At 71.2% G+C, this 25,471-nt stretch carries 19 protein-coding genes; 11 read left to right on the top strand and 8 right to left on the bottom strand.

What is annotated here, in order from left to right; all coding sequences use genetic code 11:
- Positions 1-37: 37 nt before the first annotated feature.
- The gene (locus ACWCQS_RS07415; RefSeq protein WP_451003562.1) at positions 38-451 is read right to left on the bottom strand and encodes an organic hydroperoxide resistance protein; all 414 of its coding nucleotides are present in this window, start codon (positions 449-451) and stop codon (positions 38-40) included.
- Positions 452-590: 139 nt separating this feature from the next.
- Here ACWCQS_RS07415 and ACWCQS_RS07410 point away from each other — a divergent pair, with 139 nt between their 5' ends.
- Positions 591-1,097 (top strand): MarR family winged helix-turn-helix transcriptional regulator, encoded by a 507-nt coding sequence (locus ACWCQS_RS07410; RefSeq protein WP_451003561.1) that lies wholly within the window; start codon positions 591-593, stop codon positions 1,095-1,097.
- Here the strand turns inward: ACWCQS_RS07410 and ACWCQS_RS07405 are convergent.
- Entirely contained in the window at positions 1,051-2,640 is a 1,590-nt protein-coding gene (locus ACWCQS_RS07405; RefSeq protein ID WP_451003560.1) for a glycosyltransferase family 39 protein, read from the bottom strand. The genes ACWCQS_RS07410 and ACWCQS_RS07405 overlap by 47 nt on opposite strands.
- A gap of 181 nt (positions 2,641-2,821) precedes the next feature.
- Here ACWCQS_RS07405 and ACWCQS_RS07400 point away from each other — a divergent pair, with 181 nt between their 5' ends.
- From ACWCQS_RS07400 to ACWCQS_RS07385, 4 genes are all read left to right on the top strand, one after another.
- Positions 2,822-4,090: a glycosyltransferase 87 family protein gene (locus ACWCQS_RS07400; RefSeq protein ID WP_451003559.1), complete on the top strand. Its 1,269-nt coding sequence runs from the start codon at positions 2,822-2,824 to the stop codon at positions 4,088-4,090.
- Between the two features lie 44 nt (positions 4,091-4,134).
- Positions 4,135-5,784 (top strand): glycosyltransferase family 2 protein, encoded by a 1,650-nt coding sequence (locus tag ACWCQS_RS07395; RefSeq protein ID WP_451003558.1) that lies wholly within the window; start codon positions 4,135-4,137, stop codon positions 5,782-5,784.
- A gap of 119 nt (positions 5,785-5,903) precedes the next feature.
- Positions 5,904-6,884 (top strand): UDP-glucose 4-epimerase GalE, encoded by a 981-nt coding sequence (galE, locus tag ACWCQS_RS07390; protein ID WP_451003557.1) that lies wholly within the window; start codon positions 5,904-5,906, stop codon positions 6,882-6,884.
- Positions 6,885-6,893: 9 nt separating this feature from the next.
- Positions 6,894-7,838, top strand: coding sequence for an ADP-ribosylglycohydrolase family protein (locus tag ACWCQS_RS07385; RefSeq protein WP_451003556.1), 945 nt, complete (start codon positions 6,894-6,896; stop codon positions 7,836-7,838).
- 20 nt (positions 7,839-7,858) lie between these two features.
- On the opposite strand, the gene ACWCQS_RS07380 is transcribed toward ACWCQS_RS07385, so the two are convergent.
- Positions 7,859-8,485 (bottom strand): TetR/AcrR family transcriptional regulator, encoded by a 627-nt coding sequence (locus ACWCQS_RS07380; RefSeq protein ID WP_451003555.1) that lies wholly within the window; start codon positions 8,483-8,485, stop codon positions 7,859-7,861.
- A gap of 202 nt (positions 8,486-8,687) precedes the next feature.
- Between ACWCQS_RS07380 and ACWCQS_RS07375 the strand changes: the two genes are divergently transcribed.
- From ACWCQS_RS07375 to ACWCQS_RS07360, 4 genes are all read left to right on the top strand, one after another.
- Positions 8,688-9,602, top strand: coding sequence for an ABC transporter permease (locus ACWCQS_RS07375; protein WP_450985032.1), 915 nt, complete (start codon positions 8,688-8,690; stop codon positions 9,600-9,602).
- 64 nt (positions 9,603-9,666) lie between these two features.
- Positions 9,667-10,503 (top strand): ABC transporter ATP-binding protein, encoded by an 837-nt coding sequence (locus ACWCQS_RS07370; protein WP_451003916.1) that lies wholly within the window; start codon positions 9,667-9,669, stop codon positions 10,501-10,503.
- Between the two features lie 149 nt (positions 10,504-10,652).
- Positions 10,653-12,860, top strand: a complete 2,208-nt coding sequence (locus ACWCQS_RS07365; protein WP_451003554.1) for a CDP-glycerol glycerophosphotransferase family protein — start codon at positions 10,653-10,655, stop codon at positions 12,858-12,860.
- Positions 12,857-14,521, top strand: a complete 1,665-nt coding sequence (locus tag ACWCQS_RS07360) for a glycosyltransferase family 2 protein (RefSeq protein ID WP_451003553.1) — start codon at positions 12,857-12,859, stop codon at positions 14,519-14,521. Before ACWCQS_RS07365 ends, ACWCQS_RS07360 begins: the two co-directional genes overlap by 4 nt.
- A gap of 120 nt (positions 14,522-14,641) precedes the next feature.
- On the opposite strand, the gene ACWCQS_RS07355 is transcribed toward ACWCQS_RS07360, so the two are convergent.
- The 3 genes from ACWCQS_RS07355 to ACWCQS_RS07345 form a co-directional block, all read right to left on the bottom strand.
- Positions 14,642-16,153 (bottom strand): hypothetical protein, encoded by a 1,512-nt coding sequence (locus ACWCQS_RS07355; RefSeq protein WP_451003552.1) that lies wholly within the window; start codon positions 16,151-16,153, stop codon positions 14,642-14,644.
- On the bottom strand, positions 16,134-16,613 hold the full coding sequence (locus ACWCQS_RS07350) for a GtrA family protein (protein ID WP_451003551.1): 480 nt from the start codon (positions 16,611-16,613) through the stop codon (positions 16,134-16,136). The genes ACWCQS_RS07355 and ACWCQS_RS07350 overlap by 20 nt, the downstream gene beginning before the upstream one ends.
- A 154-nt stretch (positions 16,614-16,767) precedes the next feature.
- Positions 16,768-21,702 (bottom strand): NAD-glutamate dehydrogenase, encoded by a 4,935-nt coding sequence (locus ACWCQS_RS07345; RefSeq protein ID WP_451003550.1) that lies wholly within the window; start codon positions 21,700-21,702, stop codon positions 16,768-16,770.
- A gap of 668 nt (positions 21,703-22,370) precedes the next feature.
- Between ACWCQS_RS07345 and ACWCQS_RS07340 the strand changes: the two genes are divergently transcribed.
- The gene (locus ACWCQS_RS07340; protein ID WP_388627256.1) at positions 22,371-22,937 is read left to right on the top strand and encodes a DJ-1/PfpI family protein; all 567 of its coding nucleotides are present in this window, start codon (positions 22,371-22,373) and stop codon (positions 22,935-22,937) included.
- Positions 22,938-23,172: 235 nt separating this feature from the next.
- On the opposite strand, the gene ACWCQS_RS07335 is transcribed toward ACWCQS_RS07340, so the two are convergent.
- The gene (locus tag ACWCQS_RS07335) at positions 23,173-23,841 is read right to left on the bottom strand and encodes an HAD family hydrolase (protein ID WP_451003549.1); all 669 of its coding nucleotides are present in this window, start codon (positions 23,839-23,841) and stop codon (positions 23,173-23,175) included.
- Between the two features lie 67 nt (positions 23,842-23,908).
- Entirely contained in the window at positions 23,909-24,421 is a 513-nt protein-coding gene (locus ACWCQS_RS07330) for a DUF6912 family protein (RefSeq protein ID WP_450985039.1), read from the bottom strand.
- Positions 24,422-24,749: 328 nt separating this feature from the next.
- Between ACWCQS_RS07330 and ACWCQS_RS07325 the strand changes: the two genes are divergently transcribed.
- The gene (locus tag ACWCQS_RS07325; protein WP_451003548.1) at positions 24,750-25,274 is read left to right on the top strand and encodes an Rv3235 family protein; all 525 of its coding nucleotides are present in this window, start codon (positions 24,750-24,752) and stop codon (positions 25,272-25,274) included.
- Positions 25,275-25,471: the final 197 nt, after the last annotated feature.

Genomic DNA, 25,471 nt, shown 5'->3' with positions numbered 1-25,471 from the left:
GTGCCGAGGCGGCCACCGGCACCCCGGGACGCGTGGGTCACTCGATGACGAGGTCGACGTCGATGTTGCCGCGGGTGGCGTTGGAGTAGGGGCAGACCTGGTGGGCGGTCTCGACCAGCTTGCGGCCGGTCTCCTCGTCCACGGTGTCGGGCAGCTCGACGCGCAGCGTCACCTTCAGCCCGAAGCCCTCGCCCTGCTTGCCGATGCCGACCTCGGCGGTCACCGCGGCGTCGCTGACGTCGACCTTGACCTGCCGGCCGACGAGGCCGAGGGCGCTGCCGAAGCAGGCGGCGTAACCGGCGGCGAAGAGCTGCTCGGGGTTGGTGCCCTGGCCGTTGCCGCCCAGCTCCACCGGAGGGGCCAGCTTGACGTCGATCTTGCCGTCGTTGGAGACGGCACGACCATCACGGCCGTGGGTGGCGGTGGCGACTGCGGTGTAGAGCGCGTCCATGGGGACCCGTCCTCTCGATCGTTCGATGCGGTGTCCGTCGCGAGGTTGTCGCGTGGTTGTCGCTTGGTTGCGAGCACAAGTAGAGCACACAATTAAGTTGCGCACAACTAAATGGGTTGCAAGAGCTATCCTGGGACCCATGACCACCTCGCCCGCCTTCCCCGCCGAAGCCGACTGGCTCCACCTGGACCGCCAGATCTGCTTCTCCCTGCACGCGGCGTCCCGCGCCTTCAACGGCCTCTACCGGGTGATCCTCAAGGACCTCGGGCTCACCTATCCGCAGTACCTGGTCATGCTGGTGCTCTGGGAGCAGGGCGACCTGCCCGTCAAGAGGCTCGGCGAACATCTAAGGCTCGATTCCGGCACGCTCTCCCCGCTGGTCAAGCGGCTGGAAGGGGCCGGTCTGGTGCGCCGGGAGCGCAGCGCCGAGGACGAGCGCTCGGTGCGGGTCCGGCTCACCGAGGAGGGCGCGGCGCTGCGCGAGCGGGCCCTGGAGGTGCCGCGCCGCATCGCCCGGGGGACCGGCTTCGGCCTGGCGGAGATCGACGAGCTGCGCGAACGCCTCGACCGACTCACGACCGCGCTGGACGCGGCGGCCGTCACAGCGGCGGCCGAGGAGCCCCGGCCGGCGCCGACGGGGGCTTGACCGGGTCACGGGGCTTCCCGGCGGCACGGACGTACAGCCGTACGGCCATCCCGCCCCGCAGGACCTCCTCCCGCGCGGTGAAGTCCCGCCGCAATGCGGCGAGTTTGGCCTGCTCGGTGAGCCTGCGCGGGCTCCAGCGCCCGGCGAGCAGACCCGGGTCCGCCACGACCCACACCCGCTCCAGCCGTTCCATCCGCCACCGCATCCGGCGAGGCCCGGCCTCCCGTCCGTAGAGCGTCCCCGACCCGGCGGCCCCCTCCACCAGGGCCACATCCCGAGCCCCCCGGAACGCGCCCGGATAGGTCAGCGCCACGTTCCGCGCACTCGCCGGCAGGAACAGGACGGCATCCCCAGGCGCCAACTCCCGTGCCACGACCCGCGAAACGGCCGCGAGATCGTCGGGCCGGGCGCCCGGGCTGCGGTCCGCGCGAAGGAGGGGGAGCTGATGGAGAAAGGCGAGCGCGATCGCCAGGACACCGGTGAGGGTGACGAGGGGGATGTGCCGGGGGAACTGCGCGACCCTGCGGCGCCGCGGCAGAGCGCGCTTCAGGGGGCGACCCACCGCCCCCGCCACCCGCTCGGCCCCCGCCGCCACCAGCAGCGGCGCCCCGCTGAGCGCGTACAGCACATACCGGTCGACGAACAGCGGCGAGGCCTGGGATGCCAGCATCAGCACCACGGGCGGCACCACCGTCAACGGCAACGCCACCCCCACAAGAGTGATCTCGCCCCGCCGCCCCACAAGCCCCGCCGACCCGAGCAACGCAAGGCCCAGACACACCGCGTACACCGCACCCGAAGGCCCGAGAAACGCCCGCAACAGCCCTTCCGCCGTCACCGCCGTGGGCCTGCGCAGCCACGCCACCTGCGCCGCCTGCCCCCGCGACACGAGAACCATCGGCACCAGCGACACCGCGACCCCGCCCGCCGCACACCCCCACGCCCGCAACACCCGCCCCCCGACCCGGCCCAGCGCCAGTGACACCGCGTGCGCGCACAGCAGCAGCACCGCGAACTCGTGCAGCCAGCAGGTGAGTCCGAGGACGGCGCCGTACGCCACCCAGGAACCCGTGGAACCGCGCTGCACGGCCCGGACGAACAGCAGCGTCGCCCCGGTGGCCCCGGCGGCGACCAGGGCGTAACTGCGGCCCTCCTGCGCGTAGTGGCCGGTCATCGGCACGACGGCGTACAGCAGCCCGGCCCACAGTCCGAGGCGCGGCCGGGCGAGCCGGGTGCCGAGCGCCGCCACCAGCGCGGCCGTCACCGCCGCCGCGCACACCGACGGCAGTCGCAGCACGACCTCGCCGGGGTGAACGGTGAGCACGGCGTGCGCAAGGAGGTAGTACAGCCCGTGCACGGCGTCCACGTCGTGCAGCAGCAGCCAGATCTGCGGCACCGTACGCCGGCCGACCTGGAAGCTGACCGCCTCGTCGCGCCACATCCCGCCCCGGTCCAGCCCCCAGAGGCCGACCGCGAGCATGACCAGCGCGGGCACCCCCACGGCGGTGCGGCGGCGGAGCCGGGCGCGGTGGCCGCGGGGCACGCGCGCCGCCCCGCCGGCCGGCGCGAAGACCGCCGTCGCAGCCGTCCTGCCCGACTGCGGTTTCACAAGAAGCCCGACGTTCACCACGGTCCGCCCGATCTTTTGCGATTAGCCAGCCTTTTCCGGTCATGACGGCGTATCAGCGGGGATACGCCATTCGCGGCGCTTAGGCTCCCATGCGATGAACCGTCTCCGTGTCAACTCCCGTTCGGTGCTCGGCGTCACTGCCCTCTGGCTGGCGAGCCGCGCCCTGATGCTGTGGCTGCTCGCACACGACGACACCCCGCTGCTGGGCGGGGGCACGGTGTCCCGTGAGGTGTCGCGGCTCTACGCCGAGTGGTGCGGCGTCCTCGCACACGGCGCGTTCCCGGCGCACGACATGCTGTGGCAGTACCCGCCGGGCGCCGGCGTGCTGCTGCTGGCGCCGCGTCTGCTGCCGTGGCTGCCGTACTTCCAGGCTTTCGTCGTGCTCACGCTGGCCGTGGACGCGCTGGTCACGGCGGCGCTGACCCGCGCGGGCGGACGTCCCGGGCACAGCCTGCTCGGCGCGGCGCTGTGGACGGGCGGCCTGCCGCTGCTGCTGCACCTCCCGCTCGCCCGGTACGACGTCCAGGTCACCGCCCTCGCGGTGCTCTCCCTGCTGATGCTGAAGCGCTCCACGCGCGCGTGCGGGGTGCTCGGGGCGCTGGGCGCGCTGGTGAAGGTGTGGCCGGCGCTGGTGCTGCTGGGCACGCCCCGGGGGCCGGCGTCACGCCGGGCGTGGGGGTGGGCGGCGGCCGCCGGAACCGCCTCCCTCGGAGCGCTCGCCGTGCTGTTCGACCACCCCTTGTCCTTTCTGCGGGGGCAGGGCGGGCGGGGCGTGCAGATCGAGTCGCTCGGCGGTACGGTGCTGAACCTGGCGCGGCACGCCGGCTGGCCGGGCCGGGCGCGCTACCAGTACGGCGCCACCGAGCTGGTCGGCCCGCACGTGTACGCTGTCGCCACCCTCTCCCTGACGCTGACGTCGGTCGCCCTCACGCTGCTGGTGCTGTGGCGGTTGCAGGCGCAGCGCTGGAGCGAGGCCACGCCGTACGACGCGGCGCTGAGCGCGGTGCTGCTGTTCACGGTCACCAGCCGGGTGATCAGCCCCCAGTACATGGTCTGGCTGCTCGGTCTCGCCGCGGTGTGCCTGACCTCGCGGCACACCAGCCAGCGACCGGTGGCGGCGCTGGTCCTGGCGGCGGCCGCGCTGAGCACCGTGGTGTTCCCGATGCACTACGCCGAGGTGGTCAACGGCACCTGGGGAGGCTGTCTGCTGATGCTGGCCCGCAACGGCATCCTGGCGGCCGCTGCCGTACTCTCGTTCATGCGGCTGTGGCAATCGACGGGTCCGGATGAAAAGACCGTGGAAACAACGGAACCCCGAGCCGACTCCGACCGTCTTCCGGACCGAGCACTAAGCCTCTCTTAACGGCGTATTACCGAAGAATTCTACGCTTCCGCCCTGTGGACCCGATGCGATCAGACCCGACCGACACATCCGATACAGCTGGTACCGCCGAGTCGCCGCGCCCAGCGCAGGTCGGTGTCGTCGTCATCGGCTACAACGACAGTACCCATGTGGGTGACGCCGTGCGCTCAGCGCTCGCCCAGGGGCCGGCGGTCGCCGAGGTCGTCGCCGTGGACGACTGCTCCACGGACGGCAGCGCCGAGCTGCTCGACCGGCTGGCCGCCGACGAGCCCAGGTTGCGGGTGGTGCGCCGGGATGTGAACAGCGGTGGCTGCGGCAGCCCGCGCAACGCCGGGATCGACGCGGTGACCACACCGTACGTGATGTTCCTGGACAGCGACGACGTGCTGCCGCCCGGTGCGGTGGACGCCCTGCTGGCGGCGGCCACCGGGGCGCACGCCGAGGTCACGAGCGGGCTGTGCGTGCGCCGGGAGCTGCCCTCGGGGCGCGAACAACCCTGGCAGGCGCCCCTCTACACGGCGCACACCGTGCTCGCGCGCCCCTCGCAGCGGCCGCGCCTGGTCCACGACACGCTCTGCGTCAACAAGCTGTACCGCACCGACTTCCTGCGCGAGCACGACATCCGCTTCCCCGAGGGCCGCTTCCTCTACGAGGACATCGTCTTCACCGCGCGCGTGCTGGCCGCCGGCCCGCGCCTCGCGCTCATACCGGACCGCGTGTACGTGTGGCATGTGCGCCGTGCCGCCGAGCAGCTGTCGCTCTCGCTGGACCGGGAGCACATCGACAACTGGAAGGCGCGCGTGACGGCGTGCGCGCTGGCGTACGAGATCCTGCTGAGCGCCGGGCAGAAGGAGCTGGCGCGGGCGGCGCGGGCCAAGTTCCTCGACCACGAGGTGCGTATGTACGCGCGTGAGCTGGGGTTGCGCGACGCGCACTACCAGCGCGCGTGGTGGGAGCACACCCGGGAGTACCTCGCGGGCTACGACGCCGCCGACTGGGAGCTGAACCCGGGCGCTCCGGGCCGGCTGCTCGCGCGGGTCGTCCTGGAGTCGCCCGAGCCCCGCGACCTGCCCCGGCTGCGCGAGCTGGCCGCCCGGCCGGCGCGCCTGCTGCCGCCCTACGCCCGCACGGCCGACGGCGTCCCGATCTGGTCCACCGACCTCCCCCAGGTCACCCTCACCCCGCTTCTGACCCGCCCCACCGGCATCCTCCCGCTCGCGGTCGACGCGGAACTGCAGGCACGCGCGCGTACCTCGCTGCTCCGGCTGCGACTGCACGAGCTGTACGGCAGGGTGGCCGAGGCGGGCCCACGCGAGATGGACGTGGAGTGGCACTCCCGCGACGACGACCGCGCACACGGGCGCATGACGGTTCCGCTCGCGCCTGCCGGGACGGAGACAAGCCCGGACAGTTGGTCGGCCGAGTTGCCCGTCGACCTGGCCGGGCTCGGTGCGGGTACCTGGGATCTGTGGCTGACCGTGCGCTTCGCCGACGGCGCAGAGCGCGAAGTGACGGCGCACGCGCTGGCGGGCGCCGGACGACTCGGCCGACGCGCCGTCCCGAGCGCCCGGCACGTGGTGCTCCTGGTGCAGCCGTACGCCACGCACTCCGGCGCACTGGCCGTGCGCGTGGCGAGCGGCGTGCGCGGGGTGTGGCAGGTGGCGCGCAGCCGACTCCGCCGTCTGCTTCACTGACACCCACCGCTGCACAGGGACACCCGCTGATCCGGCGGGACACACACTGCTTCACTGAGAGAGACGCCCGCTGCTCCACCGAGCGGCTGAACGGGCCAACTGACGAGGAGACGGCCGCAATGACCTGGCTGATCACCGGCGGTGCCGGATACATCGGGGCACATGTCGTACGGGCGATGACCGAGGCGGGCGAGCGCACGGTCGTCTACGACGACCTGTCCACCGGCGTCGCCGGGCGCGTACCGGCCGAGGTCCCCCTGGTGCGGGGCTCGGTCCTGGACGCCGACCGTGTCGCCCGCACGCTCGCCGAGCACGAGATCACCGGGGTCGTGCACCTGGCGGCGAAGAAGCAGGTGGGCGAGTCGGTGGAGCGACCGCTGCACTACTACCGGGAGAACGTGGAGGGTCTGCGCACCCTCCTGGACGCGGTGACCAAGGCGGAGGTCCCGTCCTTCGTCTTCTCCTCCTCGGCCGCCGTGTACGGCATGCCGGACGTCGACCTGGTGACGGAGGAGACCCCCTGCCTGCCGCTGTCCCCCTACGGCGAGACGAAGCTGGCCGGCGAGTGGCTGGTCCGCGCGACGGGCAGGGCGACCGGCATGTCCACGGCGTCCCTTCGCTACTTCAACGTGGCGGGTGCGGCCGGCCCCGAACTCGCCGACACCGGTGTGTTCAACCTCATCCCGATGGTCTTCGAGAAGCTCACCGAGGGCGCGCCGCCGCGCATCTTCGGCGACGACTACCCGACGTCGGACGGCACCTGTGTGCGCGACTACATCCACGTGGTCGACCTGGCCGAGGCCCATGTCACCGTCGCCCGCGCCCTGGCCTCCTCCCCCGGCACCGATCTGACCCTCAACATCGGTCGCGGCGAGGGGGTGTCGGTCCGCGAGATGATCGACCGCATCAACGCGGTCACCGGCTACGACCGCCCGCCGACCGTCACCCCGCGCCGCCCCGGCGACCCGGCACGCGTCGTCGCCTCGGCCAACCGCATCGGCACGGAACTGGGCTGGCAGGCCAAGTACGACGTCCAGGACATGATCACCTCGGCCTGGGAGGGCTGGGTGCACCACCACCCGGAGGCGGCGCGGTCGTAGGCTCCGCGGGTGAACGTTCCCGCAGGTCTCGAACGCGCGATCGGCGCCGTACTCGGCTCAGCCGTCGGCGACGCCCTCGGAGCGCCCTTCGAGTTCGGCCCCGAGGGCGCCTTCTCCGCCCGTTTCCCCCGTCCCGGACACGGCGGCGAGATGTGCGGAGGCGGGGGCTGGGAGCCCGGCGAGGCGACGGACGACACCCAGATGGCGGTCCTGGTCGCCGAGTCCCTGCTGGACCACGGCGGCCTGGACCTGCCCGATGTCTTCCGGCGCTTCCAGCGGTGGGCGACGGCCGACCCGAAGGACATCGGCCTCCAGACGGAGGCGGTCCTGACCGGTGGCGACCCCTGGGACACGGCCGCCGCACTGCACTTCCAGGTGAACCAACGGGCCGCGGGCAACGGCGCGTTGATGCGGGCGGCCCCTTCCGCGGTGCACTTCGCCCGCGCCGGCCGCGAGCCCACCATGGACGCCGCCCGCCGCCTCTCCGCGCTCACCCACGGCGACCGCGCGACGTGGGAGGGCACGGCGGCGCTGCACGACCTGGTCCGCGTGGCCCTGGAGGGCCGGGACCCGCTCGGCGCCGTACCGGAAACCCTGGCCGCCCTCCACCCCGATCACCGGCGGCGATACTCGGTGGTCCTCTCCCCCGACTGGCATCCCGACCGGGCAACCGAGTTCAACGGCGCTGTGTGGCCCTGCCTGGGCTCGGCCGTATGGGCGCTGCGGACCACGACGTCGTACGAGGAAGCGGTCCGCGCGGCGATCGACCTCGGCGGGGACACGGACACGGTGGCGGCGGTCACCGGGGCGCTGGCGGGGGCGACGTACGGGGCCGACGCCATACCGGAACGCTGGACCGAGCCCCTGCACGTGCCGCTACCGGGATTCGACGACCGCGTACTGCGCGCACAGGACCTGGCCGAACTGGCCGAGCGGCTGGTCGTACCCGCGTAGCCGGGCAGGCGTGCCGCAGCTCACAACGCCTTGAGCGCGCCCGCCGTGGCCCGGGCCAGTTTCTCCAGGTAGCCCTTGGGCGGTTTCGGGGAGCGGATCACCACCGCGCGCCAGTACAGCGGGCCGGAGATCAGGTCGAGCGCGAGGTCGGGATCGATTCCCGCGCGCACCTCCCCGCGCTCCTCCGCCGCCGCCACGATCTTGCTGGCCACGCCCTCCTGGCCGTCCCGCAGGGCCTTCTGGAAGGCGTCGGCGATGTCGGGATTGCGGGCCGCCTCCGCCTGGAGGTCGGGGATGATCTGCGAGGCGACCGGGTGGCGCAGGGCGCGGGATGTCACCTCGTAGAGGAGGCGGAGGTCGCCCTCCAGGGAGCCCGTGTCGGGGACCGGCAGGCCGAGCACCGCCATCGCCGAGACGACGTCCAGGACCAGGTGCAGCTTGGACCGCCACCGCCGGTACACCGCCGTCTTGCCCACGCCCGCCCGCCGCGCAATGCCCTCGATGGACATCCGCGCGTATCCGACCGCCGCGAGTTCCTCGAAGACTGCCGCCCGGATGGCCTCGGTCACATCCTCCCGGAGTACGGCGGCCCCGGCAGGGGTCCGGCGGCGCGCACGCGTCGAGGGCTCGTCGGCGTTCGTCGTCATGTCCCACAGCATAGGCCGTTACGACGAAACGGTTGCGTTCCGACGTCGATTGGTTCTACGCTCGCGTTGCGACGATACGGTCCCGTCCCGACGTAAGAGAATGTGAAGAGAAACGTAAGGAAACGTCGGACCATGTGACCGTGCGCGCCCCGGCTGCCGGCCGGGCCGCGGCATCCCCTCCCCCCGAGTGAAAGCAGCGGATGTGAGCCAGGTCCTCGACACACCGCCCCCCACCCAGGCCCCGGCCGACGACGACCTCGCGGCACTGGCCGCCCGGCACGGCCTGTCGGTCAGTGGCGCCCGTCCCAGCCTGCCCGAGTACGTCCGCCAGCTGTGGGCCCGGCGCCACTTCATCACCGCCTTCGCCACCGCCAAGCTCACCGCTCAGTACAGCGAGGCGAAACTCGGCCAGATCTGGCAGGTCATGACCCCGCTGCTGAACGCGGCGGTCTACTACTTCATTTTCGGTGTGCTGCTCGGCACGAAGCACGGAGTCCCGGACTACATCCCGTTCCTTGTCACCGGCGTGTTCGTCTGGACGTTCACGCAGAGCTCGATCCAGGTCGGCACCCGCGCGATCTCCGGCAACCTCGGCCTGGTGCGCGCGCTGCACTTCCCGCGCGCCGCCCTGCCGATCTCCTTCTGCATCCAGCAGCTCCAGCAGCTGCTGTTCTCGATGGCCGCGCTGGTCGTCATCCTGCTCAGCCTGGGCGTGCCGATCTCCGTCTCCTGGCTGCTGGTGATCCCCGCGCTGGTCCTGCAGTTCGTGTTCAACGCGGGCATGGCGATGATCATGGCACGGATGGGCGCGAAGACCCCGGACATCGCCCAGCTGATGCCGTTCGTGCTGCGCACCTGGATGTACGTGTCCGGCGTGATGTGGAGCATCGCCAAGCTCACCAAGAAGGACCACCTGCCGCACATCGTCACGGTTCTGCTGCAGACCAACCCGGCCGCGGTCTACATCGACCTCATGCGCTTCGCCCTGATCAAGAGCTTCCACGCCAAGCAGCTGCCCCCGCACGTGTGGCCGACGGCGATCGGCTGGGCGCTGGTCATCGGCGTCGGCGGCTTCATCTACTTCTGGAAGGCAGAGGAGAAGTACGGCCGTGGCTGAGCAGAACCCCGAGAACCCCGAGAAGCCCGACGAGAAGGTCGAGGAGACTCCCGACGAGCGCATGATGCGGGAGAGGCTCGAGCGCCTCTCCCAGGCCGAGAGGATCCCCACTGTCGTCTGCGACGGCGTCGACATCGTCTACCGGGTCAACGGCACCGGCTCCGGCCGCGGCTCCGCCACCGCCGCCCTCAACCGCATCCTGCGCCGCAAGCAGGCGGAGAAGGCGGCCGGTGTGCGCCGAGTCCACGCGGTGAAGAACGTGTCGTTCGTCGCCTACAAGGGCGAGGCGATCGGCCTGATCGGCACCAATGGCTCCGGCAAGTCCACGCTGCTCAAGGCCGTCGCCGGCCTGCTGCCGGTGGAGAACGGCCACATCTACACCCATGGCCAGCCCTCCCTGCTCGGCGTCAACGCGGCCCTGATGAACGACCTGACCGGGGAACGCAACGTCTACCTCGGCGGCCTGGCCATGGGGATGACCCGCGAGCAGGTCAAGGAGCGCTACCAGGACATCGTCGACTTCTCCGGCATCAACGAGAAGGGCGACTTCATCACCCTTCCGATGCGCACGTACTCCTCCGGCATGGCCGCCCGGCTGCGCTTCTCCATCGCCGCCGCCAAGGACCATGACGTCCTGCTGATCGACGAGGCCCTGGCCACCGGCGACCGCAGGTTCCAGATGCGCTCCGAGGAACGGATCCGCGAGCTGCGCGCGACAGCGGGTACGGTCTTCCTGGTCAGCCACAACAACAAGTCGATCCGCGACACCTGCGAGCGGACCATCTGGCTGGAGCGCGGCGAGCTGCGGATGGACGGGCCGACCGAGGACGTCATGAAGGAGTACGAGGCCTTCACCGGTGACAAGAGCGACAAGAAGGCCGCTGGTAAGAAGGCAGCGTAAAAGTTGCCGGAAGTGAAACCCTAGGCTACGGAATACCCTCTTCCATACTGTCGTCCTCTTACCGTGAGCGCGGTTATCCCTTTCATCCGCTTAGTGACAGTATGTTATGAAGGGCGGCCCCAGCCAACGAACCAAAGGAGTCCACTGCGATGCCCCAACTCAGCGTCATCGTCTACGGACCGAACGCACAGGGGCATCTGACAGAGTTGCTGGACTCTCTGGAGGCCCACCCCGTCCCCGCCGCCGAGGTCATCGTCGCCGCGGTCGGCGACTGGGCGCGGGAGACGGCCGAGGGCCACGCCCCCGAGACGGTGGTCGTACCGCTGCCGGAAGGCACCGGTGACGCGGCCGCCCGGGCCGCCGGCGCCGCCCGCGCGACCGGCCGCTGGCTGCACTTCGTCCACGCCAAGGACAGCCTGCCGGCCGGCGCCTCCCGGCTGATCACCGAGCGGACCGCCGAGCTGGACGCCACCGACGGCGCCGGGGTGGACGTACTCGTCTTCGACCACCTCACCACCACATGGCAGACCGCCGGCACCCCCTCCCGCGACGGCCGGCTCCTCGCCGCCGTCGGCCGCGAGAGCCTGCCCCTGGACGAGGCCGCCGACCTGCTGCGCCTCACCCCGCTGCTCGGCAACCGCGCCCTGCGCGCCGAGTTCTGGCGGGCACACGAGCAGCACCTCACCACCGACGACGAACCCCAGGCCGCCCACGCCGCCCTGCTGCACGCCGGCCGGGTCGCCTGCCTGAACCAGGTGGCGTACGAGAACCGCGAACTGCGCCCCGAGAGCCTGCCACCACTCGCCCCCGAGGACCGGTTCGCGCTGATCGGCCGCTACGAGTCGCTGCTCGCCCTCACCAAGGACCGTCGCGCCGCCCGGACGGTGCTCTACGACCTGATGATGCGCGACCTCGTGCGCACCTTCGCCGGCGAGAACCTGCCCGACGCGGTGGCCCGCGAGTTCTTCCGCCGCGCCTCCCTCGCCGCGGTCCGCTGGCGCCCCGAGAACCACGAACGCCCGGCGGGCGTGGAGGGCGTACGGCACGCCCTGCTGGAGGAGGGCGCGTACACCAAGTACCGCGCGTTCCAGGCCGCCAACCGCACCCGCCGCGCCGCCAAGAAGGCCGTACGGACCCGTAAGAAGCAGGTCGGCGCCAAGCTCCGCGACCAGCAGTACCACCGCGCCCTGGCCCGCCCGGTCGACCCGGACCTCGCCGTGTTCGCCGCCTACTGGGAGCGCGGAGTGGCCTGCAACCCGGCCGCGATCGCCGCCAAGCTCCGCGAACTCGCCCCGCACATCCACCCGGTGTGGGTGGTGTCGAAGAGCAACGAGGCCCTGCTGCCGCCCGGCACCGACCATGTGATCCCCGGCACCCGCCGCTACTGGGAGACCCTGGCCACCGCCAAGTACCTCGTCAACAACGTCAACTTCCCCAACGCGGTGGTCAAGCGCCCCGACGCGATCCACCTCCAGACCCACCACGGCACCCCGCTCAAGCGCATGGGCCTGGACCAGATGGAACACCCGGCCGCCGCCAAGGGCCTGGACTTCGACGCCCTGCTGGCCCGGATCGACAAGTGGGACTACAGCGTCAGCGCCAACAGCCACTCCACCCGCATGTGGGAGCGTGCCTACCCGGCCCGCTACACCTCGCTGGACTACGGCTACCCGCGCAACGACGTCTTCTACTCGGCCACGGCCGCCGACGTCCGCGCCGCCCGCGAACGCCTCGGCATCCCGCGCGGCAAGACGGCCGTCCTCTACGCGCCCACGCACCGCGACTACGAGGCCGGCTTCACCCCGCGCCTGGACCTCGCGGCCCTCGCCGACCGCCTCGGCGAGGACACCGTGCTCCTGGTCCGCGCCCACTACTTCTACGGCGGCGCCGCCTCCCCCCTGACCGGTCTGCGCCGCTCCGGCCGGATCATCGACGTCTCCTCCTACGACCCCGTCGAGGAGCTGTGCCTGGCCGCCGACGCGCTGGTCACGGACTACTCGTCGATCATGTTCGACTACGCCAACCTCGACCGGCCGATCGTCGTCTACGCCGACGACTGGGAGACCTACCGGACCACCCGAGGCGTCTACTTCGACCTGATGGCGGAACACCCCGGCCAGGTCGCCCGCACCCAGGAGGAGCTGACGGAGATCTTCGTCTCCGGCGCCTGGCGCGACGAGGGCGCGGCGAAGGCGCGGGCCGCCTTCCGGCGCCGGTTCTGCGAGTACGACGACGGCCGCGCCGCCGAACGGGTCGTACGACGGGTGTTCCTGGGCGAACCGGAGGAGTCACTGCCACCGGTGATCCCGCTCGAGGAACGCACCCCCGCCCCGACCCCCGAGGAGGCCTCGGCATGACGACCCCCGACGTGACGGTGACGGTCATCGTCTACAACGACGCCGCCCGCCTGCCCCGGGCGGTCGCCTCGCTGCGCGCGCAGACGCACGCGAACATCGAGATCATCATCAGCGACGACCACTCCACCGACGACACGCCGACCGTGGCGCGCCGGCTGGAGGCCCAGGACGACCGCATCCGCTACCTCCGCCTGCCGGAGAACAGCGGCGGGTGCAGCGCCCCGCGCAACCGCGCGATCGAGATCGCCAAGGCGCCGTACCTGATGTTCCTCGACAGCGACGACGAGCTCCCGCCCCGCGCGGTCGAGTTGCTGCTCGCCGCGCACCGCGAGCGCGAAGTGGACTTCACCATGGGCGCGGTGCGCCGGGTGCGGGTGGACAACGGCCGCCGTACGACGTGGATGCCGCACCTGGTCGCCGAGCGGCGCACGGTGGAGGGCATCGAGGCCGACCCGCGGCTGCTGTTCGAGCACCTGTCGACGAGCAAGATGTACGCGCGTTCCTTCCTGGACCGCCACGAACTCCGCTTCCCGGAGGGCATCCACTACGAGGACCAGCTGTTCTCGGCGCAGGCGTACTGCCTGGCGAAGGCGTTCACGATCATTCCGGACCCGGTGTACGTCTGGTACATCGACCCGTTCGCGGCGGCGGCGACCGCCTCGATCTCGAACCAGCGGCACAAGGTCACCAACGTCCGCGACCGCGTCCACGTCCAGCGCCTGATCGACGACTTCCTGGTGGAGAGCGGTCACGCCGGGCTGCGCGAGGACAAGGACTTCAAGTTCCTCAAGCACGACTTCCGGATGTACGCGGGCGACCTGCCCTACCGGGACGAGGAGTGGCTGGCCGCCTTCGCCGACATCATGAACCCGTACCTGGAGACGCTGTCCCCGGGTGCGTACACCCGCCTGCCCCGCCCCGAGCGGGTGGTGCTGGAGCTGCTGCGGGAAGGCCGCCTGGACGACGTACGGCTCGCGGCCCGCGGTCTCGGGCACGGGGTGGCGCCGCGGCAGGTCACGGCCGACGCGTCCGGTGTCCCGTACTGGGGCGACAGCGTGCCCTCCTCCGACCGCGCCCGGCGCGAACTGGAGGTGTCCGACCTGGAGTTGGACACGCGGCCGTTCCCGAGCGCGCAGTTCCGGCACGAGATCACGGAGCTGACCCCCGGCGCCGGCGCCTCGCTCACCCTGGCCATTCGCACGTACGACCCGGGCCTGCGCCTGCCGGTCGGTCCGCAGCGAGCCGGGCTGGTCCTCTCCCCCGGCAACCGCCGGATGACGGTGCCCTTCCGCCTCGACCCGGTCCGCCCCGGTGTCTTCGAGGGCACGGTGCACCTGGACCTGACCGAGGCCCCGCTCCCCCTGCAGGGCTTCTCCGGGGTACGTCACCCCCTGGTGCGCCTGCACCAGCAAGGTCTGGCCAACTCCGGCCTGCTGCTGGCGCCGCTCTTCTTCCCCACCCTCACGGCCCGCATCGAGTACCGCTCCGGTGCGACCCCGCACGAGCTCACCATCGAACCGGAGGGCCGCAACCCCGGCCGCCTGCAGCTCCGCTGGCGGCCGGTGGGAGTCACGGCCCGTGTCATCCGCCCGGTCGTCCAGAAGGTGGCCCGCCCGAAGATCCGCAAGGCAGCGAAGCTGCTGTCCAGCGTGCTGAGGTAGGACGGGCGGTCCCGAAGCGCCGTTGTACTGAGGGGGCGTGGGCGACTGCGGGTCGGTTGTGGCTGATCGCGCATTCCCCGCGCCCCTTCGGGGCGCGGGGACGGCACGGGTAGGCGCAGCTCAGGGCACCACTCGGTACAGGACCTGTCCGGCCGGACCCGCGGTCACCTTCCGAAGCCCCGGCCCCGCCAGGCTCTTCCCACCCACGACCCACTTCACGCCGTACTCCCGCAGAATCCCGGCCCGCTCAGCAGCGGAGGTCCCCGCGGCGAAGTACCGGCCCACCGCCGCCTCCCGCCGGGCGGCGTCCTTCAGGAACACATCCGGATACCCCGGCGCCACGGTGTACGGCCCATACGCGGGGATCTGCCGCGCCGGATTCGTCCGAGCCATCACCACGTCCCCGTACTTCACCCACGGCGTGATCCAGTGGTACCCCACCCACGGCGTCCGGTACTTCGAGGCGACCACGGACGGCAGAGCAGCACGCCCCGTCACATACCCGAGCGTCCCCACCTGCGTCCACGCGCCGACGAGCAGGGCGGCACCCAACACGCACGCCCAGCCCACCCGCACCGCCCGCCGTCCGGCCGACACGACCTCCAGCGCGGCCGCGAGCTGCGCCGGGATCAGCGCGGCGGGCAGGGCGCGGCCCCAGGAGTAGTGGCCGCTCAGCCCGCCCGCGGCGAACACCAGCACGCCCAGCGCGAAGAACAGGACCAGCGGGTCCCAGCGGTCGCGGCGGAAGCGGAGCACCAGCGCCGCCACCCCGAGCAGCACCAGGCCGAACCGTGCGGCCAGGTCCTCGTACAGCGGCTTGTGGATGGCCTCCAGGTCCGCACCGGCGGAGAAGAGCGAGAAGAAGTCGTAGTACGGCCACAGCCACAGCAGGAGCAGGCCCAGGGCGAGCGCGGCGGACAGTCGCAGCAGCACCGAGCGGCTCGGTCGCGCCGCGATCACCATCGCCAGGGCGCCCAGAGAGGCCACCACGCCGGTGAACTGGTGGCACAGCAGAATCAGTCCCCACAGCACACCGAGCCACAGCCACCTTCCCCACGCGGTCTCCTCCCGCGTCGCCCGCGTGACCCAGGCCCAGAAGTGGAAGGTGAGCCCGAGCGCGAAGCAGCTGGGGTACGACACCGTCAGCGCAAGGGAGTTCAGGCCCAGGAAGCCGGACCAGTTGAACAGCACCGGGCCCCAGAGGAAGAGCAGGCTGAGCAGCGCCAGCGCGGGTGCCATGCCATGGGAGCTGAGCGTGCGGACGTACCGCCAGACGCCGGTGACGAGCAGGGTCAGCCCGACGAGCGCCGCGAGCCGCAGGACCACGAACACCGAGAGGCCGGTCAGCTTGGCGACCACGCCCAGGACCAGCATCCACGGCGAGTAGTAGGGGCTCGGCGTGTCCGCGTCGACCAGCGGGTTGCCGGGATGGAACAGGTTGTGGCTCAGCCGCTGGACGGTGGCCGCGTGCATGCCGAGGTCGCCCGTCCAGGGCAGACGGACGATGACCAGGAGCAGGAGGACGACGACGAGCGCGGCGGCGGCGTGCGGCAGCGCCCGGCCGGCCCGCGCGGCGCCGGACGGGGACGGTGTGCGGCTCAACGGCTCGATGTCAGACGGTGCGGTGTACATCCTGCTGGAACACCCAAGTGCGATAGACGAGGAACCGGAAGGCGGAGGCGAGCACGATCGACAGGGCCTTCGCCGCGTTCGACGCGATCACGCTGTGCATGCCGAGACCATGGTAACCGGCCCAGAACAGGCCGATTTCCATGACGACACCGAGGCCGCTGAAGACGAAGAACAGGATGATCTGGCTGCGGGTGCGCGAGGACCGGTCGCGATAGGCGAAATAGCGGAAGCCCAGGTAATTGGTCGCCATCGCGATACAGCTGGCCAGGACGGTCGCGGTCATCGCCTGCCAACCCAGGCCGTGCAGCAGCAGGTTGAAGATCAGGAAGTTGACGAGGACACCGCTGCCGCCGACGATCCCGAATTTCACGACCTCCAGCACGACACGCGTGACGGGCCGCCGGGCCGGAGCCGGCGCGGGGGGTGCTGCCGGGCGGGTCTCGGTGAGTTGAACAGTCACAGCGCCGACCCTATCCGAGAGGCCCTGATTAGCAGGAAACGGTAAATTCGCTGATCGTTTTTGTATAAGGGTCGGCAAGAACGGGAACGCCCCGGGTCGATTTGTCGTCGGCCCGGGGCGCTCTCACCGTCGTACGGCTCTCAGCACCGTGCTGCTACGAATGCGTGCGCAGCAGCGTCCGCATCGTCCGCATCGCCACCGACAGGTTGGCGAGGTCGAAGGTCTCCGAACCGCGGATCTCCTCCAGGGTGGTGCGCGCCCGGCTCAGGATGGGCGCGTTCTTCTGCTCCCAGGCCTTGAAGCGCTGCTCGGGAGTGGAGGTGCCGTTGCCGACCGCGAGGACGTCCGCGGTGAGCGCCGCGTGCGCCGCGTACAGGTCCTCGCGGATGGAGGCGCGGGCCATGGACTGCCAGCGGTCGGCACGGGGCAGCTCGATGATGCGGTCCATCAGCTGGGCGATGTTCAGCCGGTCGGCGAGGTCGTAGTAGATCTCGGCGACGTCGAGCGGCTCCTTGCCCATGCGGTCGGCCACGGACACGATGTCGAGCGTCGGGAAGGCGGAGGAGAACCCGGCCACGCGCGTGGCGAGTTCGTCCGGGACGCCGGCCGCGGACAGCTCGTCGTACACGTGCTGGTACCACTCCAGGTCCGGGCCGCGCAGCAGCTTCGGCAGCTCCTGCCAGACCCGCTCGACCCGCTCGGCGAAGAACTCGACCGTCTCGGCGAGCTGCAGCGGCTGCGGCCGGTTGTTGAGCAGCCAGCGCGTGCCGCGCTCGACGAGCCGGCGCGAGTGCAGCCGGATCCGGGTCTGGACGGCCGCGTCGACCTTGTTGTCCAGGGCCTCCACCGCGTCCCACACCGGGGCCGAGGAGAAGATCGTGCGGGCCGCGGTCTGGGCGCGGACGATCTCCTCCAGGGAGGCGCCGGTCTCCTCGCGCAGACGGTGCAGATACGTCGTACCGCCCGTGTTGACCGTGTCGTTGACCAGCACGGTCGTGGTGATCTCACGGCGCAGCGGGTGGTTGTCGACGGCGTCCGCGAACCGCTCGCGCAGCGCCGACGGGAAGTAGGCGTGCAGCAGGCTGCGCAGGTACGGGTCGTCGGGCAGGGAGGTGGCCAGCAGCTCCTCGGCGACCGTGATCTTCGTGTACGCCAGGACGACGGCGGTCTCCGGGCTGGTCAGGCCCTGGCCCTGGCCGAGGCGCTCGCGGATCTGACGGTCGGTCGGCAGGAACTCCAGCGCCCGGTCCAGGTGGCCCTCACGCACCAGGTGGCGCAGGAACCGCTGCTGGGCGTGGAGCATGTCCTTGGCCTGGAACAGGGCGTTGGCCAGGGCGGTGTTCTGCGCGTAGTTGTTGCGCAGGACCAGCGCACCGACCTCGTCGGTCATCTCGGCGAGCAGCTTGTTGCGCTGCTTGATGGTCAAGTCGCCGTCCGCGACCAGGCTGTTGAGCAGGATCTTGATGTTCACCTCGTGGTCGGAGGTGTCCACGCCGGCGCTGTTGTCGATCGCGTCGGTGTTGATCTTGCCGCCGTGCAGAGCGAACTCGATCCGGCCGAGCTGGGTCAGGCCCAGGTTGCCGCCCTCGCCGACGACCTTGACCCTGAGGTCCTTGCCGTCGACGCGGATGGCGTCGTTGGCCTTGTCGCCGACGTCCGCGTTCGACTCCGCCGACGCCTTCACGTATGTGCCGATGCCGCCGTTCCACAGCAGGTCCACCGGCGACTGCAGGATCGCCTTCATCAGGTCGGCCGGGGTCATCTTGGCGACCTTGCCCTCGATGCCGAGGGCCTCGCGGATGTGGCTGTTGATCGGAATCGACTTGGCGCTGCGCGGGAAGATCCCACCGCCCGCCGACAGCAGCTCGGTGTTGTAGTCGGCCCAGCTGGAGCGGGGCAGCTCGAACAGGCGGCGGCGCTCGGCGTAGGAGGTGGCCGCGTCCGGGGTGGGGTCGATGAAGATGTGCCGGTGGTCGAAGGCGGCGACCAGGCGGATGTGCTCGGACAGCAGCATGCCGTTGCCGAACACGTCACCGGACATGTCACCGATACCGACGACCGTGAAGTCCTCGGACTGCGTGTCCACGCCCAGCTCACGGAAGTGCCTCTTCACGGACTCCCAGGCGCCGCGCGCGGTGATGCCCATGCCCTTGTGGTCGTAGCCCGCGCTTCCACCGGAGGCGAAGGCGTCGCCGAGCCAGAAGTTGTACTTCTCGGCGACCCCGTTGGCGATGTCCGAGAAGGTCGCCGTGCCCTTGTCGGCCGCGACGACCAGGTAGGTGTCGTCGCCGTCGTGCCGGACGACGTCCTGCGGCGGCACGACCTCGCCCGCGACCATGTTGTCTGTGATGTCGAGCAGCGCCGAGATGAACGTCTTGTAGCTGGCGATGCCCTCGGCCAGCCACGCGTCGCGGTCCTTGGCCGGGTCCGGCAGCTGCTTGGCGACGAAGCCGCCCTTGGCGCCGACCGGCACGATGACGGTGTTCTTCACCATCTGCGCCTTGACCAGGCCCAGGATCTCCGTGCGGAAGTCCTCACGGCGGTCGGACCAGCGCAGGCCACCGCGGGCGACCTTGCCGAAGCGCAGGTGCACGCCCTCGACCCGCGGCGAGTACACCCAGATCTCGTACGCCGGGCGGGGCGCCGGCAGGTCCGGGATGGCCTGCGGGTCGAACTTCATGGAGACGTAGTCGTGCGGCTTGCCGCCGTGCGCCTCCTGGAAGAAGTTCGTGCGCAGGGTCGCCTTGATGACGGTCAGGAAGGACCTGAGGATCCGGTCCTCGTCCAGGCTCGCCACCTGGTCCAGGGCCGCGTCCAGCTCCTCCAGCAGGGCATCCGTGATCTCCAGGCCGGCCTTCTGCCGGTCCGGCGACATCCGCGCCTCGAACAGCGAGACGAGGAGCCGGGTGGTGTGGACGTTGTTGCGGAGGGTGTCCTCCATGTAGTCCTGCGAGAAGGTCGAACCGGCCTGCCGCAGGTACTTGGCGTAGGCGCGCAGCACCATCGCCTGCCGCCAGGTCAGCCCGGCACTCAGCACCAGGGCGTTGAAGCCGTCGTTCTCCGCCTTGCCCGTCCAGGTGGCGGCGAAGGCCTCCTGGAAGCGCTCACGGGCGTCGTCGGCGAGGTGGTCGCCGCTGCCCGCCTTGGGCATGCGCAGACCGAAGTCGTAGATCCAGGCGGTGGTGCGGTCCGCACAGCGCAGCTCGTACGGCCGCTCGTCGGTGACCTCGACGCCGAGGCGGCTGAGCACCGGCAGCACGTGCGAGAGGGAGACGGTGCCGCCCTTCTGGTAGATCTTGAACCGGCGCTCCTCCGGCCCGGCGCCCACCGGCTCGTACAGGCTCAGGCTGAACGCCTTGTCCTCACTGAGCTGCTCCAGGTGGACCAGGTCGGCGACCGCGGCGCGCGGGGTGTGGTCGGCCTTGTAGCCCTCGGGGAAGGCGTGGTTGTAGCGGCGCAGCACCTCGGCCGCGTGCTCCTCGCCGCACTCGGCGGTCAGCGCCTCGGCGAACGCGTCGGCCCAGGACCGGGCGGCCTCGACCAGACGGGCCTCGATGCGGTCCTTGTCGGCGTCCGACAGCTCGGGCAGCACGGTGCCCGGCGGGACGCGGACCACGAAGTGCAGCCGGGAGAGGATCGACTCGGTGTTCCAGGCGGTGAAGTCGACGCTGACGCCGCCGAGCTCCTCCTTCAGGATGTCGATGATCCGCAGCCGGACACCGGTGGTGTAGCGGTCGCGCGGGAGGTAGACGAGGGCCGAGTAGTAGCGGCCGTACTCGTCCTGGCGCAGGTAGAGCCGCAGGCGCCGCCGCTCCTGCAGATACAGGACGCTGGTCACGATGGACTGCAGCTCGGCGACGGGCGTCTGGAACAGCTCGTCGCGCGGGTAGGTCTCCAGGATCTGCAGCAGGTCGCGGCCGTCGTGGCTGTGGGGCGAGAACCCTGCGCGCTCCAGCACCTCGTCCACCTTGCGGCGGATGACGGGCACCCGGCGCACGGACTCGGTGTAGGCGGCGGAGGAGAACAGACCGAGGAAGCGCCGCTCGCCGACGACGTTCCCGTCCGCGTCGAACTTCTTGACGCCGATGTAGTCCAGGTACGACGGCCGGTGCACGGTGGCCCGGCTGTTGGCCTTGGTCAGCACGAGCAGCTTGTGCTCGCGGGCCTTGGCTCGGGCGTCGGCCGGAAGCCGCTCGAAGGAGGGGCTGACCGGGTGCTGCTCGTCCTCGGCGTGGTGCGGGTCCGAGCGCAGTATGCCGAGACCGGTGCCGGGCACGGCGGCGAGCGTGTCGTCCTCGCGCAGCTGGTACTCGCGGTAGCCGAGGAAGGTGAAGTGGTCGTCGGCGAGCCAGCGCAGCAGCTCGCGGGCCTCCGCGACCTCGGGCCGGGGCAGATCGCCCGGGACGGGCTCGCTCTCCAGGCCGTCGGCGATCCGGGTCGCCGACTCCCGCATCTTCTCCCAGTCCTCGACGGCCTCGCGCACGTCGGACAGCACGCGCAGCAGATCGGCGGTGATCTGCTTCAGGTCGGCGCGGTCGGTCTCCCGGTCGATCTCGACGTGGATCCAGGACTCGAAGTGCGCGTCGTGCGGCAGGTCACCGCCCGGCGGGGTCGGCAGGACCTCGATGAGCTTGCCGGTGAGGTCGCGCCGGACCACGAACTGCGGGTGGACGACGACATGGATGCCGCGTCCGCGCCGGGTCAGCTCATTGGTGACCGAGTCGACGAGGAAGGGCATGTCGTCGGTGACGACCTCCACGACCGTGTGGCTGCAGGTCCACCCGTTCTCCTCCACGGTCGGGGTGTGGACCCGCACGTTCGCCGTGCCCTGGGGGCGGTTCTCGGCGAGACGGTAGTGCGAGACCGCGGCGCCGAAAACGTCGACCGGGTCGCGGTCGGTGAGGTCTTCCGGGGCGGTGTGCAGGTAGTAGCGCTGGAGGAACGCGAGCATGGACTCGCTGTCCGGGGTGCCCGGGGAGCCCTCGCCCTTGGTCCCGGTCGGTAGGTGCCCCCCGACCGGGCTGTTCTCAGCTACCCGGGCGGCCCTCTCGAGCAGCTCGGCCTTGGCTTCGTCCAGCTTGGTCTGCATTGTCCTCTGACTCCTGTCGCGCGCCGTTGCGTGACGTAGAAGGAAGTACGGTCTCTTTCCCTCCGGCTCGACGCCACGGCCCGGGGTGTCCGGTCCGCTTCGACGCTATGCCGCGAGGTGAGATGAGCGGGGGGTATTCGGCCATTCTCGACACGCCCGTGGGGTGTGACGCTGCTCTCGGCGCCGCCGTGTCCAGGGTTGCCCTCGGCGTCCCGGGGGCTGCTGCGGCCCCGTCCCGCCCGCGAAGACCAGCGACCGCCGCCCGGTCACGGAGGTGTTCCGTGCAACCCGGGCGCAGGGCAGGAGCAGGATCGCCCCCGCGAGATATCGCGCTGATCACGCCACAAGGCTATCGCTCATTACCGGGGGCCCGTCATGAGCCGTATGTGTACAAAACCGAGGGGTGAAGTTTGACGTTCTGCACAGGGGTGGGTTGGGGGGCGGTGGCGTATCCGGCGAGGTGCCCGGTCGCGCCGGACGGAGCCTGACCGCACTCTGAGAGCAGAGCACCCTGCCACGAGGTGCGCTCCCGGCGCTCGGACGTGGGCCGGAACCGCGACGGCCCTCTTGGCAAGCACGCCCGGTGTTGGCACGTTGCCAGGGACAGTGAGTCCCGCACAGGAGCACACAGGTAGTGCAGGAGCACCGGAGCACCCGGAGGAGCCGACATGCCCGCGAAGATCCTGATCGTCACCGGCGACGCGGCGGAGTCCCTGGAAGTCCTCTACCCGTACCAGCGCCTGCGCGAGGAAGGCTACGAGGTCCATATCGCGGCCCCCTCCCGCAAGACCCTCCGCTTCGTCGTCCACGACTTCGAACCCGGCTACGACACCTACACCGAGAAGCCCGGCTACACCTGGCCCGCCGACCTGGCCTTCGCCGACGTGGACCCCGGCGAGTACGCGGCCCTCGTCATCCCCGGCGGCCGGGCCCCCGAGTATCTGCGCAACGACCCCGAGCTCCGCAAGATCCTCAAGGCGTTCTTCGACTCCGACCGGCCGGTCGCCCAGATCTGCCACGGCCCGCTGCTCACCGCGGCGATCGACAGCCTGCGCGGCCGCCGGGTCACGGCGTACCCCGCGCTGGAGCCCGACATGCAGGCAGCCGGGGCGAGCTTCCAGGACACCGAAGCCGTGGTCGACGGCACCCTGGTCTCCTCCCGAGCCTGGCCCGACCACCCGACCTGGATGCGCGAGTTCCTTAAGATCCTGCGCTCCAAGACACCGGCGAGCTGAGGGGCTGCGTGGCTTCGCAGCTGCGGCAGTCGCGTCCTGCTGGGCCGGCGCACCTGCGTGGCTGCGGGCAGTCGTGCCGCTGGGCGGCACGGGTGGGCGCAGCCGCACGCCGCCGGGCGCGGCAAGCGAAACGCCCGTCGCCCAGCGGCAGCACCCCCCGCCCCGCACCCCGCCAACGCGGGCAAGCCGAACCCACTGCCCGCCACAGCACAGGACTCCGCCACCGCACCCGCGGCTACGCCGCTATTCGCTGCGCTTCCTCCACCGCCTCGGCCAGGGTGTCCACCACCGGCACCCCCACTTCCTCGAGACTGGCCCGGCTGTGCGACCCCCCGGTGTACAGCACGGCCCGCGCCCCCACCCCCCGCGCGGCGATCGCGTCATCCGCCGCGTCCCCGATCACCACGGTCCGCGCAGGCTCCACGAACCCGCTCAGCGCCTCCAGATGCCGCACCATGTGCTCGGCCTTGCTCCCCCCGGACGGCCCCGTACGCCCCTCGACCCGCAGAAAGTGCGCCTCGATCCCGAACCCGCGCACGAGCGGCACCAGTTCCTCGTGCACATACATGCTCAGCAGCGACTGGCTGTGCCCCGCTGACCGCCACCCCGCGAGCAGCTCCTCCGCGCCCTCGGTCAGACCACACCGCGCCCGGTGCTCGGCGTAGTACCGGTGGAAGACCCCGTCCATCAGCTCCCACTCGGCATCGGTCGGCAGCCGTCCGATCAAGCGCTCGTAGAACTTCGGCACCGGTACGCAGTACAGCGACCGGTACTGCTCCAGCGTGATCGGTTCGAGGCCCAGCTCGGCGAAGGCCGCGTTGGTCGCCCCGATGATCGCGTCATTGTCGTGGAACAACGTGCCGTTCCAGTCCCAGACGATGTGCGAACTCCCCTTCATCCCCATGCCAGAAACCGTACCCGCCCCCGCTGACAACGAGGCCGGCCGATGAATCCGCCCAGGTCGGACCGGGTCAGGCGAGTCCGACGAGGTTGGGAATCTCCTGCGAGGCGTACCACAGCAGCTCATGATCGTCCGCGCCGTCCACCACGAACTGCGCGTCGTCGTCCCCACCGTCGGCCGCCTCCAGCGCCTCCGCCGCCGCGGCCACGTCCTGCTCCGCGTCATCGGCGTCGACATGCACCGCGGCCGCCTTGGCGAGCGGCACGGACACCGTCACGGTCACCTCGCCGAGGGCGGACGGGTCCAGCCCACGGTCCGGGTCGACACTCGCGGCGCCGTCGGCCACGTCCACGGCGACCACGACCCGGCGCCGTACCGCACCCCGGTCCGCGGCCAGCAGCCGCAGGGAGGCCAGCGCGGCCCGGCTGAGCGCCGCGTACTCCAGTTCCTCGATGTCCTCGGAGAGGTACCACTCGCGCAGCGCGGGCGTGACGGCGTACGCCAGGAACGGGCCGCTCCCCAGCTCGCCCGTCTTGTGCGCCTCGGCGAGACCGGGGAGGGTCAGGGGGACGTAGACGCGCATGCTGGCCGCTCTTTCCTGCTCAAAGGCTCCGCTGAGGCCCCGGGAAGGCCGGTTGCCGCGTCTCCCGAGGGCCTACAGGATACGTGCGCCAGTCCCCTTTCGGGTCTGTGCCCAGGCCCCGTGAGCCGTCCATTCCAGGCCCCGGATTCACCCGGTACACCCGCCACACCTCGGGGTCCGGCGCGCTCCGCACCCCTCGGATAGGTGAACCTTCCCGCACCTTCCGAGCCCTCCCCGCCCTCCTTGCCACCCCGCCCGCGGCCCCCGTACAAGATCCCCACCAGCTAGTTACCGCCCGGTATCACCGGGCCCGCCGAACGGGGATCCCATGAACAAGGTCATGAGCCGCACCGCGCCCCAGACGACGAACCGCGCGCCGCACCCGCGCCACCGCCCGCCGACCCGGCACGACACCCGCCGCCCGGGCGGCGCCCCACCCCGGAAGCCGGCGATCAGGGGCAGGCACACCATGCCACCGGCCGCGCCCCGAAACGCCGACACGGCCCGCACAGCGCCGGAGACCGTCCTGCCCCCGGTACGCCCCACCGACCTCTTCGCCGACCGTCTGCTGGCCGTCCTGAGCGGTCAGCGACCCGTCCACTGGATGCTCCGCCACACCGCCGGCCGCGCCTACGACGACCTGACCCGCCTCGCCGAACGCAGCCCCCTGCGCACGCGCGGAGCCCGCCCCGTGGTCCACGACATCGGCTACTACGTCCCCAGCGAGGGCGCCCTGGAGGTCTTCGCCCGCATCGCCGCCGGCAACCAGCTCCGCGCCCTCGCCTTCCGCCTGGAACGCGGCCAGGACCTCCGCTGGCGCTGCACAGCAGTGGAAACCGGCCCCCGCCCCTAGGCCCCTGTCGTCAAACTCCCTCCCCCAGCCTTCGGCCGGGCGGTGCCCCCAGCCGCGCGACGCCATGCCCGCTCCCCCAAAGGGGGCACCCCCACTCGCCGCACCGGGCCCCGACCCAAGTACATCCAGTACAAGGGCCAGGATCCGGCACTCCCCCAGCCTTCGGCCGGGGGGACCCCCACAGCACGCACCTACTG

The sequence above is a fragment of the Streptomyces sp. NPDC002076 genome (genome assembly GCF_053593835.1).
This window is presented reverse-complemented; position numbering and strand designations above follow the sequence as displayed.

Bases quoted from the DNA above. Each gene is read 5' to 3' on its own strand.
- ACWCQS_RS07400 (WP_451003559.1), top strand. From the start codon at position 2,822: ATGAACCGTCTCCGTGTCAACTCCCGTTCGGTGCTCGGCGTCACTGCC.
- ACWCQS_RS07340 (WP_388627256.1), top strand. From the start codon at position 22,371: ATGCCCGCGAAGATCCTGATCGTCACCGGCGACGCGGCGGAGTCCCTG.
- galE (WP_451003557.1), top strand. From the start codon at position 5,904: ATGACCTGGCTGATCACCGGCGGTGCCGGATACATCGGGGCACATGTC.
- ACWCQS_RS07415 (WP_451003562.1), bottom strand. From the start codon at position 451: ATGGACGCGCTCTACACCGCAGTCGCCACCGCCACCCACGGCCGTGAT.
- ACWCQS_RS07410 (WP_451003561.1), top strand. From the start codon at position 591: ATGACCACCTCGCCCGCCTTCCCCGCCGAAGCCGACTGGCTCCACCTG.
- ACWCQS_RS07355 (WP_451003552.1), bottom strand. From the start codon at position 16,153: ATGTACACCGCACCGTCTGACATCGAGCCGTTGAGCCGCACACCGTCC.
- ACWCQS_RS07395 (WP_451003558.1), top strand. From the start codon at position 4,135: ATGCGATCAGACCCGACCGACACATCCGATACAGCTGGTACCGCCGAG.
- ACWCQS_RS07380 (WP_451003555.1), bottom strand. From the start codon at position 8,485: ATGACGACGAACGCCGACGAGCCCTCGACGCGTGCGCGCCGCCGGACC.
- ACWCQS_RS07325 (WP_451003548.1), top strand. From the start codon at position 24,750: ATGAACAAGGTCATGAGCCGCACCGCGCCCCAGACGACGAACCGCGCG.
- ACWCQS_RS07365 (WP_451003554.1), top strand. From the start codon at position 10,653: ATGCCCCAACTCAGCGTCATCGTCTACGGACCGAACGCACAGGGGCAT.
- ACWCQS_RS07370 (WP_451003916.1), top strand. From the start codon at position 9,667: ATGCGGGAGAGGCTCGAGCGCCTCTCCCAGGCCGAGAGGATCCCCACT.
- ACWCQS_RS07345 (WP_451003550.1), bottom strand. From the start codon at position 21,702: ATGCAGACCAAGCTGGACGAAGCCAAGGCCGAGCTGCTCGAGAGGGCC.
- ACWCQS_RS07330 (WP_450985039.1), bottom strand. From the start codon at position 24,421: ATGCGCGTCTACGTCCCCCTGACCCTCCCCGGTCTCGCCGAGGCGCAC.
- ACWCQS_RS07335 (WP_451003549.1), bottom strand. From the start codon at position 23,841: ATGGGGATGAAGGGGAGTTCGCACATCGTCTGGGACTGGAACGGCACG.
- ACWCQS_RS07360 (WP_451003553.1), top strand. From the start codon at position 12,857: ATGACGACCCCCGACGTGACGGTGACGGTCATCGTCTACAACGACGCC.